Source organism: Sporomusa malonica (assembly GCF_900176355.1).
Lineage (GTDB): Bacteria > Bacillota > Negativicutes > Sporomusales > Sporomusaceae > Sporomusa > Sporomusa malonica.
Window position 1 is genome coordinate 57568 of sequence record NZ_FWXI01000016.1, and the last position, 15488, is coordinate 73055.

Below are 15488 nucleotides of genomic sequence, written 5' to 3' on the forward strand. Positions count from 1 at the left end.
GCATTATCAGATTACCTGGGATAAGACTTTCCCTTATGGTTGTAAGGCAATGGGCTTCAAGAGCTACAAAACTCCCTCGGCTGTTGTCCTGGAATCATCTGGCCGGCCATGCCTGGCCTTTACGCCGAAGGGCAGTTCCTAACCTGCTATGAAGCCTTTGGAGACTAAAACTGATAGCGATAAAGAAGTGGAATAGATTTGCTTATCTCAAATAATTACTACCGCTGGCGGCAGTGAAAGATGACCGGAAGCCTTGATGGTTCCAGGTCATTTTTACTTTGGGGTATAATTTTGATATTAACGGAAAACAAGGAGGAATCGTCCTTAGGTCGTTGAATTACAAATACTTACAGAAGAAATTTAAAATTGACATTTTGATTGTTTGCTTTCAGATGTAAAGCTATGGCATAGAGATTTGTTTAGCTGCCGCTGTTTGGCATTGGTGTGTAGTGGCGCTTGGATTTATACCAGTGGAGGTTAATTTGGAAAAGAATAATTCCGGCTCGGAATGGCAGGACTGTCCGATAGTCGGTGTAGGGGCCTCGGCCGGCGGTCTGCAGGCCCTGTTGCAGATGTTTGAAAGTGTGCCGGAAGTGACAGGCATGGCTTTTGTAGTCATTCAGCATCTGGATGCGAAAAATGAAAGCACGTTGGCCAGCAATTTGGCCAACGTTACAAGTATGGCTGTTAGTGAAGCAGAAGATGGCACGGTCGCGAGGCCGAATCACGTTTACGTTATTGCACCCGGCTCCGAGTTAACTATCGCTCACGGGGTTCTGACCGTCGGGCCGCAAAATAATGGAGTGAGACGGTATACGCCAATTGACACTTTCCTGGAATCGCTGGCCGAGTATAAGGGAAGCAAGGCAATCGGCGTGATTTTATCGGGAAACGGAGCAGACGGTTCGCGTGGATTAAAGGAGATAAAAGCAGCAGGCGGTTTTACGTTTGCCCAGGAGCCGCAGTCAGCGGGATACGAAGGCATGCCGCTCAGTGCAATAGCTACCGGCATGGTGGATTTTGTGCTAACGCCACCGGAGATCGCCGGTGAAATTTCGCGGATTAGCCGATCACGAATTATTGCCAGCTCAATAACGGGAGCTCGGGAGTTGTTCCCAGACGGGGCTGGCGTGCTTGACGGGATTATTGGTCTACTACGTAAGGCCTGCGGCATTAATTTTGCCGAATATAAGCAACTTACCGTAAAACGGCGTATTTTGCGCCGGATGGTCTTACACAAGCTGGACAAGCTCGAGGATTATGCTGCTTATCTGCGGCAAAATGGCGCAGAGCTTGCCGCATTGCAGCAAGATATGCTGATCAATGTTACGAATTTTTTTCGTGACCCACAAGCTTTCGGTACCCTGAAAACTACGGCTTTTCCATTAATCGTTAGTAATACTACTTCCAGCACGCCCATCCGGTTGTGGGTGCCCGGATGTGCAACCGGTGAGGAAGCCTATTCACTGGCAATCGCTTTGTTGGAGTTTTTGGAGGACAATGCCCTCAATAGGCCAATCCAGATCTTTGCCACCGATATTAACGAAACGGTTATCGAGAAAGCCCGGGCCGGTATATATCCGAAAAGTATCATGACAGATGTTTCTCTGGCGCGGCTCAGTCGCTTCTTTGTCGAGGTGGAACAAGGCTGGCAAGTCAGCAAGACCATCCGCGACATATGCGTATTTGCCAGGCAAGACATGGGACAGGACCCGCCCATTTCCAGGGTGGACCTTATCAGTTGCCGCAATGTAATGATCTATTTTGGGCCGGCATTGCATAAAAGAATGTTTCCGATGTTCCATTATGCTCTGAATCCTGGCGGGTTTCTTATCTTGGGGGCATCGGAGTCCATAGGTGTGTTTGCCGACTTGTTTGACTTGGTGGATAAAAAATACAGGATTTATACGAAAAAGGCGGTAGCCACCCCGTTAATGTCTGACTTTGCCATTGCTGAACATGCGGCGTCGGCACAAAACAATGACAAAGACGATCAAGGCAGTCCGAACGGCGGGTCCTGGTTGGACATTCAAAAAGAGGCTGATCGGATCGTTGTGAATAAGTATGCTCCGCCTGGTGTCATTATCAACAGCAAGCTGGACATTATCCAGTATCGGGGACGTACCGGCGTTTATCTTGAACCGGCGCCCGGAATGCCGAGCGTGAACCTCTTAAAGATGGCCCGGGATGGGCTGTTTCTCGCACTGCGGGCAGCCGTCAACCAAGCCAGAAAAGAGAATGTACTTGTCAGAAAAGAAGGATTACACGTCATGAAGAATGGTCATTCTCTCCCGGTCAACGTAGATGTTGTTCCTATCAATGGGCCATTTCAAAAAGGCGAATACTTCCTGGTATTGTTCAGAGATGCTGTTTCGCATCATCTGACTGAGAGTAACCCTGACAGCGGTGCTCTGGCGCGGCAAGATTTTTATAAGGCGGAGGACCCCGGTGAGATCCTGGGGTTGAAACAGGAGATCGCCGCCACGAAGGAATACCTTCAATCCATCATCGACCAGCATGAAGCTGCCAATGAGGATATCAGGTATGCCAACGAAGAAGTACAATCAAGCAACGAAGAGTTGCAAAGCATGAATGAAGAGCTTGAGACTGCCAAAGAGGAACTCCAGTCAACCAATGAAGAATTGATGACTTTGAATGAAGAACTGCGAACCCGCAATGTGGAGTTAAGCCAGGTCAACGACGATATGCTTAATTTGTTGCGCAGCATCAGCATTCCAGTTCTCATTCTTAGCAGCGATTTGCGCATTCGACGGTTCAATTCCATTGCAGAAAAGGCCTTTAACTTAATAAGCACTGATGTGGGACGACCCATCAATAATATTAAGCCAAACATCGATATTCCAGATTTGGAACAAGCGAGCCTGGAAGTGATTGATACTCTCAACAGCAAGGAGCAAGAAGTGCAGGACCGGTGGGGACACTGGTATTCCATGCAAATACGCCCCTATAAGACTGTGGATAACAAGATCAATGGTGTAATTATTAGCTTCGCCGATATCAACACAGTCAAGAAAAGCTTTGCTGTTGTCCAAGAGGCCCGTGAATATGCCGAGGCGATTGTGGAAACGGTGCGGCATCCTTTAATCGTTCTTGACGCCGATTTGCGGTTGAAAACGGCCAACAAGGCCTTTTATCAGACCTTTCGGCTGACCCCGGAGGAAATGACCGGTCAATCTATTCTCCCAATGAAAGGCGGTCAGTGGGACATTCCGGAACTGCACACCCTGTTGACCGATATTCTGGAGCATGATACTACTTTCGAAGGTTTTGCGATCAGCTGCGATTTTCCCGATATCGGCAAACAAACGATGCTAATTAATGCCCGACGGATTGTAGATGCGCACAATAAGACAAAACGGATTCTCCTGGCCTTCGAAACCATTGCTCCACAGATAGGAAAACCGCAATAATATTGAAAAATCGAATAAGCCAATAACAACCTGAGGGGATAATGCAAGGGGGATATTTACAGCGTACCAAGTGAAGCAAGGCGCGCGAGCCTGCAGGGGGTGGATATATGGCACGATCTGATGAAAGCGGTAAGCGTGAAGTTATTGCTCTTGCCAAGCCGATCCAATCTCCGGACAATGCCGGAACACAGGAAGCTCAATGGCTAAAATATGAACTGCAGGATCGGGAATTGGACTTGGAAATCCAGTGCCAGGCCATGCAAGATATTTTGGGGGAGTTAGAGGAATCCCGTAACCGCTATGCCGCTTTGTATGATTTTGCGCCGGTAGGTTATGTGACCTTCGATGATAGAGCTTGTATCCGGGAGATTAATCTCACCGGCGCGGCGCTTTTTGGCATGGAGCGATCGCGATTGCTTGGTATGCCGATGGCTGTTTTTGTTGATAAAGATAGTTGCAAAAAATTTTTTGATCATCTGCGGTCATGCAGACTAACCGGGAAAAGGGTAACTACGGAGTTAAAGCTTGCAAGCCCAAATGCCGCCGTAACCGATGCTCAGCTTATTAGTATGCAGCTGTTAAACACCAGTGGTCATGATTTACAATACAGGACTATTATTGCCGACACAACCGAGCGCAAGTTTATGGAAAAAGAAATTTCCCGCATGGACAGGTTGCATCTAGTAGGAGAAATGGCCGCCGGTATTGCCCACGAAATCCGGAACCCCATGACAACAGTAAGAGGTTTTTTACAATTCTTCATGCAAAAAAAGGAATTCATACAGTATAATGCACAATTGGATTTGATGATTTCAGAACTGGATAGAGCCAACTCAATTATTACTGAATATCTTTCCCTTGCCAGGAACAAACCGGTCAATCAGTCGCAGCAGAGTCTTAATGCTATTATCGAAACCCTGCTGCCATTAATGGAGTCTGATGCGCTTCTCAAAGGGATGTTGATTGTCACGGAATTATCGGACGACATCCCTGATGTTTGGTTGGATGTTCAGGAAATGCGTCAATTATTGCTGAATTTTTCCAGAAATGGACTGGAAGCCATGTTGCCAGGTGGACAATTGACGGTAGGTACTTTTGCAGAAAATGAACAAGTGGTTTTGTTCATTCAAGATCAGGGCATTGGTATTCCCCCAGAGCTGCAGCAGAAATTAGGCACGCCATTTTTGACAACCAAAGAAAATGGCACCGGCTTAGGGTTACCGATATGTTACAGTATCGCCCACCGGCACAATGCCAAAATCAATGTAAAAACAGGAAATTCCGGCACTACTTTTATGGTGAAATTCTCGCCGCCATAATGATTCACTACAAAGGGCTGTAGTTATTTCTAGATCAGCAATAATCCTGAAGGTGGAATATTTTATGAAGAAAGCAATCTCCAACATTGCGCACATTCAACCTTTTGTACAAGAATACGCGGAAACAATAACTGATGTCCTGGAATTGTATGTTACCATCATTGACGAAGAATGCATCAGAATAGGCGGCACAGGTCCTCATGCCGACAGCATCGGCAGGCCGATACCCTGTGGATCGTTTTTCAGGCAGGTGCTTGCAACCGGTAAACCTGGCTTTATCCATGACATAGTTAGTAAAAGCGCCTGCCAAAACTGTGATACCTCTGTTTGCTGCCAGGAACTTGCCACGATGGGCTTCCCGATTAGTAAGCAAGGTCAGACCGTCGGTGTTATTGGCGTTATTGCCTTTACTGTTGAACAAAAAGAGCGTCTAGAACGTAATGAGGCAAAGTTTCTTACATTTCTCAGTCATATGAGCAGTCTGCTGGAAAGCAAGCTGATTATGCTGGATGACCAATGGCGTCTGCAAAATCAGGTTCAAGAAGTACTGGAGACAGTAAATCAGACATTTGCTTTAGGCAACATGCTTGGGCGGGATAAAAAATTAATCCAGCTATTACTAAAAGCGCAGCAAGTGGCGATAAGTAACTCGACAATTCTAATACAGGGAGAAAGCGGTACTGGCAAGGAGCTATTGGCCAAGGCCATTCATGAGGAAAGCGGGCGTAAAAATCAACCGTTTGTGGTGGTGAATTGCCCTTCAATACCGGAGAATTTGTTGGAAAGTGAACTGTTTGGCTATGAAGCAGGCGCATTCACCGGCGCTAATAAATCCGGCAAAAAAGGGAAATTTGAACTTGCGAATAAAGGTACAATATTTTTGGATGAGATTGGTGACCTTCCCTTGGCATTACAGCCCAAACTATTGCGAGCCATTCAGGAACGTTCGATAGAACGTATTGCCGGTAACCATTCGATGCCTATTGATGTGCGGATTATCGCTGCGACCAACAGAGATTTGGACAAGATGGTGCGTGAAGGGCAGTTCCGTGAAGACTTGTATTATCGCTTAAATGTTATACCGTTGACCATTCCGCCGCTGCGCGTTCGATCGGTAGATATACCGCTTTATATAGACTATTTCTTAGATAAGTTCACGAAAACATTACAAAAAGGAACGTTTAAAATAGACGAACCACTCCGGCGCTGGCTGATGAATTATCATTGGCCTGGCAATGTAAGACAATTGGAACATGTGATCGAGTATCTGGTAAACATTGCCAAAGAAGATGTTCTTACACTGCAGGAACTTCCTCCTAACCTAATGACGGACGAAGGACAGATCAGTGTGGAATTTGGCCTTGAACAACAATTGGCTGAGTATGAAAAACAGCTGCTTCGAACATATGTCCCACCTGGTGCGACCTTGGCTGATAAAAAGCAAGTGGCACAACGGCTTAAGATTAGTCTGGCAACTTTATATAGGAAACTGGAGAAATATCAACTTCAATAGCTATAATAGCTTATTTCGCAAAAATGAGAAGGGTTTCGCATGATTGCAAAAGCGTATTTTATATAACTTAATGACGATTTCCGATTGTTTTATTCTTAACTTTGCGAAACGTTAGTTGCTAAAAGGTAGGCTTTAATCTATAGAGTGCATTAAGAGCGGATTTTGGTACTACAGCATCTTCCCGAAAAACAGAAAAATTAAGAAAACCCGGCTTATGCTGATTATTTAAACCAGCAAAGCCGGGTTTTCATGCTATGAGACAGCATCTTCTGAAAAAATGGCGCGATTTTTGCATATGATTATGGCTAATTGGAGCACTTCTTTAGGCTTAGAGTAGCCATGCAAAGAGTGCTTAGGATATAGAAATACTATTAATTGGAGGTAAACGTAGTTATATGGATACAAAGATATTCAATAATTATATTGAGATATTGAAGGAAGAATTGATACCAGCACTAGGGTGTACCGAACCTATCGCTATTGCCTATGCCGCAGCCAAGGCCAGAGAAATATTGGGATGTTTTCCAGAAAAAGCAGTACTGGAATGCAGTGGTAATATCGTTAAAAATGTGAAAAGTGTTGCCGTTCCTAATGCCGGCGGTCTAACGGGACTTCGAGCCAGTATGCTGGCAGGTCTTGTTGGCGGCAAAGCAGCTAATCAACTTGAAGTCCTGGCCGAAATGACCCCGGAGCATATTATTACTGTTAAAAATCTGCTAGATAGTAATTTCTGTGAAGTGCGGTTACTAGCAACAGATATCAACCTTCATCTGTTATTGCATTTAATGGCAAAGGATGAATATGTGACTGTGGAGATTAAGCACACCCATATCAACATCAGTAAAATCGAAAAAAACGGCCAGGTAATTTATCAAAATGCTGCTGATAATGACAAACATTTAGGCACATTTACTGATCGCACCAGCCTTACTGTGGAAGGCATTTATAATTTTGCTAATACTGTGCCCCTGGAAAAAGTTTGCGATCTTATCGCTAAACAAATTGACTATAATATGTGTATTGCCGAGGAAGGGTTGCAAGGTGATTATGGGATAAATATCGGCCGCACATTACTTGATATTGGACATGATGAGCCGGTACGGACTAAGATTAAAGCCTATGCCGCAGCCGCTTCCGAAGCCAGGATGAGCGGCTGCGGATTGCCTGTGGTCACCAACTCCGGCAGCGGCAATCAAGGTATCGCTACTTCTATCCCTGTCATCGTTTATGCCAGAGAGCATGACCTGCCTGAAGAAAAATTGTATCGAGGGCTATTATTTTCCAACCTACTGACAATTCACCAGAAAACATTGATCGGTCGCTTATCTGCTTTTTGTGGCGCTGTCAGCGCGTCTTGTTCAAGTGGCGCTGCTATTACCTACCTTGAAGGCGGCACTCTTGAACAAATCAATCAAACAATCAGCAATACGCTGGCTAATGTTCCGGGCATTGTCTGCGACGGCGCAAAACCATCCTGTGCCGCTAAAATAGCTTCTTGCCTGGATGCCTCCTATATGTCTCATGTGCTTGCCATGAACGGCAAGCATTATCAGGCAGGGAACGGTATTGTAAAAGACGATGTGGAAGAAACGATCGCTGCTGTGGGCCGCATCGCCCATAATGGTATGCGGGCAACCGATACGGAGATTATCAAAATCATGTTAGAATCTTAATCTTAATAAGAGCATAAGGGGACGAGTGCGTAAATATAGTAAAAAGTGATGTTGAAGCATCCTGACATTATAAAGTAGTCAATAAAACAGCAAGTCCTGATCCAATGCCAGGATTTGCTGTTTTATTGTATTGCAGAAAAAACAGTCAATTACAGAAATAAAAAATTTAAAGAGAAAAGTGTCTTTTTTTGTTGGATTTTATTTGCAGAATTCAAGTGCGTAAATTATAATACTGTTAAATGTAAAATCGAGGGGGCAAATATGGTGTTGCTTTTGCAATTTACTGCGTAGCTAAGATAGTGAACTAATCAAAAAATGTTATGATTTTTACTACGTTAGAGGGGAAATATCAATAATGAAGTTTTTAGATTTAGTTGATATAACCAAATTACAAAAGCTGCTTGATGCCATGCATGCTGCAACTGGAATACCTTCTGCGCTCCTAGATAATGATGCGACTATCTTAACTGCGAGTGGCTGGCAAGATATATGTCAAAAGTTTCACCGTGTTTTTCCGGAAACTGAGGCGAGGTGCAGGGATAGCGATCAGCGAATATCCCGACAGTTATCTGACGGGAAATATGTAGGTTATAAATGTGAAAACGGTTTAAATGATTATGCATGTCCCATTATAATCGAGGGCAAGCATTTGGCATCTCTATTTGTGGGGCAGTTCTTTACCGAGGAACCAAACGAAGACTTTTTTCGAGACCAGGCGCAGAGATTTGGTTTTAGCGAGGACGAATATCTGGCCGCATTGCGAAGGGTGCCGGTCATCCCTGAAGAAAGGGTTGCCAACATAATTGAGTTTTTTTCGCAACTGGCATCGACGATAGCACATCTAGGTTATCAAGTGCTACAGTCTAAAATCGCAATGAACTTTAAAGATACGCTACTTGAGGCTATCCCTAATCCGGTTTTTTATAAAGACCGAAATGGAATATATCTTGGCTGTAACAAGGCATTTGCTGAATTGCTTGGTTTTTCCAAAGAAAAGATCATCGGTAAAGCGGCCAGCGATATTTCACCATCACGCTTTGCAGATAAATATAACGAAATGGATGCGCGTGTATTTGATAATTCACAAGTTCAATCATACGAATATAAACTGATGGATGCGGCAGGAGCCGAACGGAGTGTCATTTTTAATAAAGCTGCGTTTACTAATGTAGATGGTTCGGTAGGTTTGGTAGGGATCATTCTTGACATCACAGCCCGCAAGCAAATAGAGGCTAAGCTTAAAGAAAGTGAAGAACATTACCATTTATTATTTAATCATATGATAAACGGATTCGTATTCCTTCAGGCAACGCCTATGAATAATGAAGCAATGTATGACTTCATTATTCTTGATGTTAACGAAGAATATGAAGGGATTATTGGACAAGCTAAAGAGGCAGTAATCAATCGAAAGATAACTGACATTATACCCTCTACCAACAATGAGACACCAGAGTGGCTTTTGGCTTTAAATAAGGTTCTTAACACCGGAGAAGCTACTTTATTAGAGTATTATTCGAAACAGCTTTCAAAATGGCTGCGCCTTTCAATCTATAGCCCGAAAAAGGGGTACTTGGCAATTGTAGTGTCTGATATAACTCGAGAAAAACGGAGTGAGGAGCAGATACAACAATATGCTTACCACGATCACCTGACAGGGTTGCCAAATCGACGGCTGCTTGACGATAGGCTGTCAGTTGCCATCGCGCAAGCGAAAAGAGAAAATGAGCTTATTGCAGTAATATTTTTAGATTTGGATAATTTTAAGCCTGTTAACGATACTTACGGGCATGATGCGGGAGATGAGTTGTTACAACAGCTAGCAAACCGAATTGTGAGTACTGTGCGAGCAGGGGATACAGTATCACGTATCGGCGGGGATGAGTTTGTGGTCATTCTCCCCAAAGTTAAAACGAAGGTGGAAGCTGAGCAGCTTGCTGTAAGACTGTTGGAAGCTTGTAGAAAACCGTTTATTATAAGGGAAAATAAAGTATTTGTTTCAGCAAGTATTGGTGTGAGTATATTCCCCGACGACGGAATGGATATATCGGAGCTTGTTAGAACTGCTGACATTGCAATGTATCATTCAAAAAGGAAAGGGCGGAATCGGATCTGTTTTGTGCATGAATGTCTATAATTTTTGTGGGGGATAATTATGGCCGAATTAACCTCGCTTCACCAGGTTGCTCTAAAGATAATGAGCCAATTAGACATAAATAATCTACTTGAAGACATAGTGATAAGGGCAATGACAACAGTTGGGGCGACTGATGGGTTTGTTGATTTGTTTGATGATGAATTACAGGCAATGGTTACCCGTACTGGCGTAGGTGCTTACTCCAAGCTAATCGGCAGTACCACAAATTTTACCCAAGGTATTAGCGGCATTGTTTGGAGTTCGGGGTTAACAAATGTCTCGAATGAAGAGCACAATATAGATGTCAACGCTGACTGGCTGGCAGCTAAGCCTAAGTCAGCTATCGGTATACCTCTTAAAACCGGGACCAAGGTAACCGGTGTTCTCGGTGTAGGTTTTTTTCAGGAAAGCCGCCACTTTACACCCGCAGTTATCGAATGGCTTAATAAGTTTGCTGACTTAGTGTCGATTGCCCTTAATAATGCCTCCTTGCACACTGCTGTCCAAAAAGAATTACTTGTTCGCAAATGGGTAGAGGAGGCGCTCCAGACTACACAAGATCGGTATAGAACATTAGTAGATAATATAGGAGTTGGGGTCACACTAATTAATCGCAATATGGAAATCATTTCAACGAATACCCAATTAACAAAATGGTTTCCTAACATTGACATTAATAAACGCCCAAAATGCCATCAAGCTTTTGAGAGCAGGTTTGAAATCTGTGAGAACTGCCCAGTGTCAAAAACCTTTCATGACGGAAGTATTAATGAAAAGATAACCACGCCAGTCGTAGATGGGGTGACCAAGTGTTATCGTGTAGTGTCGTGGCCTGTAATGGGTAGGGATGGCATTGTTAGCGAAGTAATTGAGATGGTAGAAGACATTTCTGAGAGACGCCAAACTGAGGAGCAATTACTGAAACTATCCCGTGCTGTAGATCAAAGTTCTAGCGGTGTGCTTATTACTGATGTACACGGAAATATCGAATATACAAACAGGAAGTTTAGCAAAATAACAGGCTATAGTTCTGAGGAGGTCTCCGGGAAAAGTACCAGGTTACTAAAATCAGGTTTGGTGTCTGAAGAGATTTATAAATCGCTATGGAATACGGTCCTCGCAGGTAAAGAATGGCGTGGCGAACTGTACAATCGGAAAAAAGATGGCAAACTCTACTGGGCGTGGGCGTCAATCTCACCTATCAGAAGCAGTAGTAATGAAATAACCCATTTTGTGGCCATTCAAGAGGATATAACCCTAAGAAAGAAGATGGAAGAAGAAATAAAGAAGACGAATCTGCAGTTACAGGAGACTTTAGATACGCTTGGGCGTACCCAATCTCAATTGATTCAACAGGAAAAGCTTGCGGGAATAGGACAGCTAGCGGCTGGGGTAGCTCATGAAATCAATAACCCGCTTGGGTTCGTAATAAGTAACTTTGATACACTTGCAAAATATTTAGACCGAATTGGCGATACATTAACCGTCTACCGCGATTGGAAGTCGGATATGGAAAAAAGTTCAGACCCTAACATCCAGGATTGGGTTAGTAAGCTGGATAAAACAGAAAAGGAGAAAAAGGTTAAGTTAATCTTAGAAGATCTGCCTGACTTAATTAAAGAATCTAACAATGGCCTTGACCGCGTTAGCAAGATCGTAAAAGAACTCAGAGCTTTTTCGCGGGTAGATAATCAAAATAATTTCGAAGACTACGATGTAAATGCAGGCATAGAAAGTACACTGCTGGTTGCAAGAAACGAAATAAAATACTGGGCCGAGGTCGAGATAGAACTTGGGAATATTCCGTTAATACAAGCAGTTGGCGGGGCAATAAATCAGGTTTTTCTGAATATATTCGTTAATGCAGCTCAGGCTATTAAACTCAAAAATACTGAAAGTCTTGGCTTGATCCGTATTAAAACTTATAGTGACGAAAAAAACATCTATTGCGAAATTACGGATTCAGGAATAGGAATTCCCGCGGATCAAGTGAATAAGATATTCAATCCGTTTTTTACAACCAAACCTGTTGGGCAAGGAACTGGTCTGGGATTAAGCATATCCTACGATATTATTATTACAAAACATCATGGTGACATAAATGTAACTAGTCGTGTAGGGGTGGGGACAACCTTTACTATAAAGCTGCCTATTAAACAAGTAGCTCATTGGAGTAAGGAACCGGAATAGTAGTTACCATTTAGAATAATGAAAAAGCAAAAAAATATATCACTGTACGATTTTAATATACAATTTCGTACAGTGATTTTTTTATTTATATATTGACATGAGCTATTGTTCTATGTAAAATTTAACCAAGAGGGCGAGTGCTCGCTCGCAATCGTATGGAGGCTAATATGGCGATATCATTACTTCATCGTAAAGAAAGTGTCGTTTTGACGGCTATTGAAATTATCGATGATTTGGGAATTCAAGGTTTGTCTACCAAAGAGTTAGCAAAAAGGCAGGAAATATCAGAAGGAACCTTATTTAAACATTTTAAAAGCAAAAATGAGATTATACTTGCCGTTTTAGACCATTTCTCAAAGTTTGATCTTGATATTTTTGAATCTACCTTGGCGCGTAGAGCTGAGAGTGAAAGAGCTATTGATATGATTCGTTTTTGGGTAGATGCTTATGCTACTTACTATGAGAATTATCCAGCGATCACCGCGGTAGCTCAACTATATGATGTATTTAATTATGATGCGGTACTTAATAGCAAGGTAAAAGATATTTATGGCAAACGGCTAGGTTACCTCAAACAGATTATCGAGGATATTCAACATGCAGGAGAAATTAAGGCAACTATTGATGCTAGAATACTTGTTGATATTATTATCGGCAGCTTTAGAACAATTTGTTTAACTTGGCGTATGGAGGGGCGTAATTTCTCTTTAAGAGACAGGACGCTGTCATCACTTGATGTCATTGTAGAATTATTAAAGGCAAAATAATAAATTCAGTGAGGTGTGGTTTAAATGAAACGAGTTTTAATTGTAGACGATGCAGCCTTTATACGGCTTGCCTTGAAAACTATGCTGGAGAAACATGGTTTTCAGGTAGTAGGAGAAGCTGAAAACGGGGCCATTGGCGTAAAAAAGTACGAAGAGCTACAGCCTGACCTAATTACAATGGATATCACCATGCCTGAAATGACTGGAATCGAGGCACTTAAAGCTATAAAACAAAAAGATTCGAAAGCCAAGGTAGTCATGGTGTCCGCAATGGGGCAAGAGTCTTTTGTCAAGGATGCAATAATGAACGGGGCAAGTCATTTTCTAGTTAAGCCGCTAGTTGAAGAAAAGGTTATTAGTACTCTAACAAAAGTAGCCAACATGTAGAGAAGTGGTGAAAAGATGACAGATGGCTATACCTATGAGCCTATGCTAGAAATGTATATCTTTGAGACAAGTCAGTTGATCGAACAATTAGAGCAGGCCATTCTTGCAAGTGAAACTTCAGGTTGCTTTGACTCAACTGCTATTGGCGCGATATTTCGAATTATGCATACAATTAAAGGCTCTTCTGCAATGATGCTAGTCGATCAAGTATGCAATATCGCTCACGCAGTCGAAGATGTATTTTTTTTCATCCGTGAAAATAAAATAACTAACCTAGACTGTATTGTTTTAACAGATATTTTGCTGGAATGCTTAGATTTTATTAAAGCAGAAATGGAAAAACTGAAGGCTGGACAAGCAGCCGATGGCCATGCTGAGGAACTAAATTGTAAGATTAAAGAGTTTCTAGCGAATCTTGAACGGGAAAATCCTTCAGTAAAATCTATGGAAAAACCAGCCAAGAAACAACAGCAATATTTTATTATGCCGAGTAGAGCAAGCACTACAGAAAAGCAATATTACCAAGGGATCATCCGCTTTGACGAAGGCTGCGAAATGGAGAACATTCGAGCGTTTACTTTGGTGAATAGTTTACACGACATTGTATATGACATTGCCTATAGCCCGCAGGATATATTTGATAACGACGATACTGCTGAAGTCATTCGTCAAAATGGCTTTAAGGTCTCGTTCGCCTCAGAAAAGACATATGAGCAAGTACGGGAAGTTTTGTTAGACAACACAATGTTTCTAAAAGAACTGGAATTAACAAAGCTCGATAATGGCATTGGCAAAGAATTTATTGACTTAGGAGCAGCTGACAGTGGTCCGAAGATACCTAATATTCCAGCAAAAAGTGAGGACAAGGTAGAAGAACTGCAGGCACAAACAAATCATCAGAACATTATTAATGTTAATGTTGCTAAATTGGATCGGCTGATGGATTTGGTGGGCGAACTGGTGATTTCAGAGTCAATGGTGACGCAAAACCCAGATCTCAACGGTTTGGATATCGATAACTTCAAAAAAGCAGCACGCCAACTGAGGAAAATTACCAGCGAGCTGCAGGATACTGTCATGTCAATTCGCATGGTACCACTATCCACGACCTTTCATAAGATGCATCGGATTGTGAGAGACATGCGTAAAAAGCTTGCTAAAGACGTCGAATTAGAGATTATTGGGGAAACCACGGAAGTGGATAAAAACGTAATAGAAAACATCTCTGATCCTGTCATGCATCTGCTAAGAAATGCAATCGATCATGGAATAGAGCAAGCGGATGAAAGGGTTGCAGCAGGCAAACCGGCACAAGGGACAGTTACTTTGGAAGCGGTTAGTGTCGGTAGTGAAGTTCTGATTATCATCCGCGATGACGGTCGCGGCCTCAATAAAGAAAAGATACTTAAACGAGCCAAAGAGAAGAACCTGCTTGTAAGACCGGAAAGTGAGTTGACTGATAAAGAAATTTACTCATTTATCTTTTACCCTGGGTTTTCAACCAAGGATAGTGTTACAGAGTTTTCCGGCAGGGGTGTGGGGATGGATGTTGTTACAAAAAATATCAACTCAATTGGCGGAACGGTACTAATCGATAGTGAATTAGGAAAAGGTACTTCAATTACTCTAAAAATCCCATTAACATTGGCGATTGTTGACGGTATGACAATTGGTGTAGGACAAGCCCGTTACACTATTCCAATTACATCAATCCGAGAATCATTGAGGCCTCATGAGAAGGACATTATTTGTGATCCTGAGGGAAATGAGATGATGATGGTACGAGGGCACTGTTACCCAATAGTAAGGTTACACGAAATGTATAAAGTCAAAGCCGATGTTATAAACATTGCTGATGGAATTATTGTTATTGTTGAAACTGAACAGAAAACACTATGCATATTTGCTGACAGACTAATCGGTGAACATCAGGTAGTTGTAAAGGCGCTGCCTTTGTACATCAAGAGGATTCGGCCAATTCCAGGTATCGTTGGCTGTACACTGCTAGGCGACGGCAGTATCAGCCTCATTTTAGATGCCGGCGGAATTGCGGTTTAATGAGAGGAGCAGG

General features: G+C 42.7%; 9 protein-coding genes. All 9 read left to right on the top strand.

Going from position 1 to position 15488, the window contains the following annotated elements:
* Positions 1 to 482: 482 nt before the first annotated feature.
* The 9 genes from B9A22_RS16880 to B9A22_RS16920 all read left to right on the top strand — a co-directional run bounded on the left by B9A22_RS16880 (position 483) and on the right by B9A22_RS16920 (position 15475).
* On the top strand, positions 483 to 3431 hold the full coding sequence (locus tag B9A22_RS16880; RefSeq protein WP_245824030.1) for a chemotaxis protein CheB: 2949 nt from the start codon (positions 483 to 485) through the stop codon (positions 3429 to 3431).
* Positions 3432 to 3538: 107 nt separating this feature from the next.
* Positions 3539 to 4750 (top strand): ATP-binding protein, encoded by a 1212-nt coding sequence (locus tag B9A22_RS16885; RefSeq protein ID WP_245824031.1) that lies wholly within the window; start codon positions 3539 to 3541, stop codon positions 4748 to 4750.
* Between the two features lie 64 nt (positions 4751 to 4814).
* Positions 4815 to 6263: a sigma-54 interaction domain-containing protein gene (locus B9A22_RS16890; protein ID WP_217805974.1), complete on the top strand. Its 1449-nt coding sequence runs from the start codon at positions 4815 to 4817 to the stop codon at positions 6261 to 6263.
* 395 nt (positions 6264 to 6658) lie between these two features.
* Positions 6659 to 7936, top strand: a complete 1278-nt coding sequence (locus tag B9A22_RS16895) for an L-cysteine desulfidase family protein (protein ID WP_084577123.1) — start codon at positions 6659 to 6661, stop codon at positions 7934 to 7936.
* Positions 7937 to 8291: 355 nt separating this feature from the next.
* The gene (locus tag B9A22_RS16900) at positions 8292 to 10073 is read left to right on the top strand and encodes a PocR ligand-binding domain-containing protein (RefSeq protein ID WP_084577124.1); all 1782 of its coding nucleotides are present in this window, start codon (positions 8292 to 8294) and stop codon (positions 10071 to 10073) included.
* Positions 10074 to 10091: 18 nt separating this feature from the next.
* Positions 10092 to 12263, top strand: a complete 2172-nt coding sequence (locus B9A22_RS16905) for a PAS domain S-box protein (RefSeq protein WP_084577125.1) — start codon at positions 10092 to 10094, stop codon at positions 12261 to 12263.
* A 167-nt stretch (positions 12264 to 12430) separates the two neighbouring features.
* Complete coding sequence (locus B9A22_RS16910) at positions 12431 to 13030, top strand: TetR/AcrR family transcriptional regulator (protein ID WP_176215562.1); 600 nt, start codon at positions 12431 to 12433, stop codon at positions 13028 to 13030.
* 24 nt (positions 13031 to 13054) lie between these two features.
* Entirely contained in the window at positions 13055 to 13417 is a 363-nt protein-coding gene (locus tag B9A22_RS16915; protein WP_084577127.1) for a response regulator, read from the top strand.
* Positions 13418 to 13432: 15 nt separating this feature from the next.
* Positions 13433 to 15475, top strand: a complete 2043-nt coding sequence (locus B9A22_RS16920; RefSeq protein ID WP_084577128.1) for a chemotaxis protein CheA — start codon at positions 13433 to 13435, stop codon at positions 15473 to 15475.
* Positions 15476 to 15488: the final 13 nt, after the last annotated feature.

Coding starts and splice junctions, on each gene's coding strand:
- B9A22_RS16885 (WP_245824031.1), top strand. CDS start 3,539: ATGGCACGATCTGATGAAAGCGGTAAGCGTGAAGTTATTGCTCTTGCC.
- B9A22_RS16890 (WP_217805974.1), top strand. CDS start 4,815: ATGAAGAAAGCAATCTCCAACATTGCGCACATTCAACCTTTTGTACAA.
- B9A22_RS16895 (WP_084577123.1), top strand. CDS start 6,659: ATGGATACAAAGATATTCAATAATTATATTGAGATATTGAAGGAAGAA.
- B9A22_RS16900 (WP_084577124.1), top strand. CDS start 8,292: ATGAAGTTTTTAGATTTAGTTGATATAACCAAATTACAAAAGCTGCTT.
- B9A22_RS16905 (WP_084577125.1), top strand. CDS start 10,092: ATGGCCGAATTAACCTCGCTTCACCAGGTTGCTCTAAAGATAATGAGC.
- B9A22_RS16910 (WP_176215562.1), top strand. CDS start 12,431: ATGGCGATATCATTACTTCATCGTAAAGAAAGTGTCGTTTTGACGGCT.
- B9A22_RS16915 (WP_084577127.1), top strand. CDS start 13,055: ATGAAACGAGTTTTAATTGTAGACGATGCAGCCTTTATACGGCTTGCC.
- B9A22_RS16920 (WP_084577128.1), top strand. CDS start 13,433: ATGACAGATGGCTATACCTATGAGCCTATGCTAGAAATGTATATCTTT.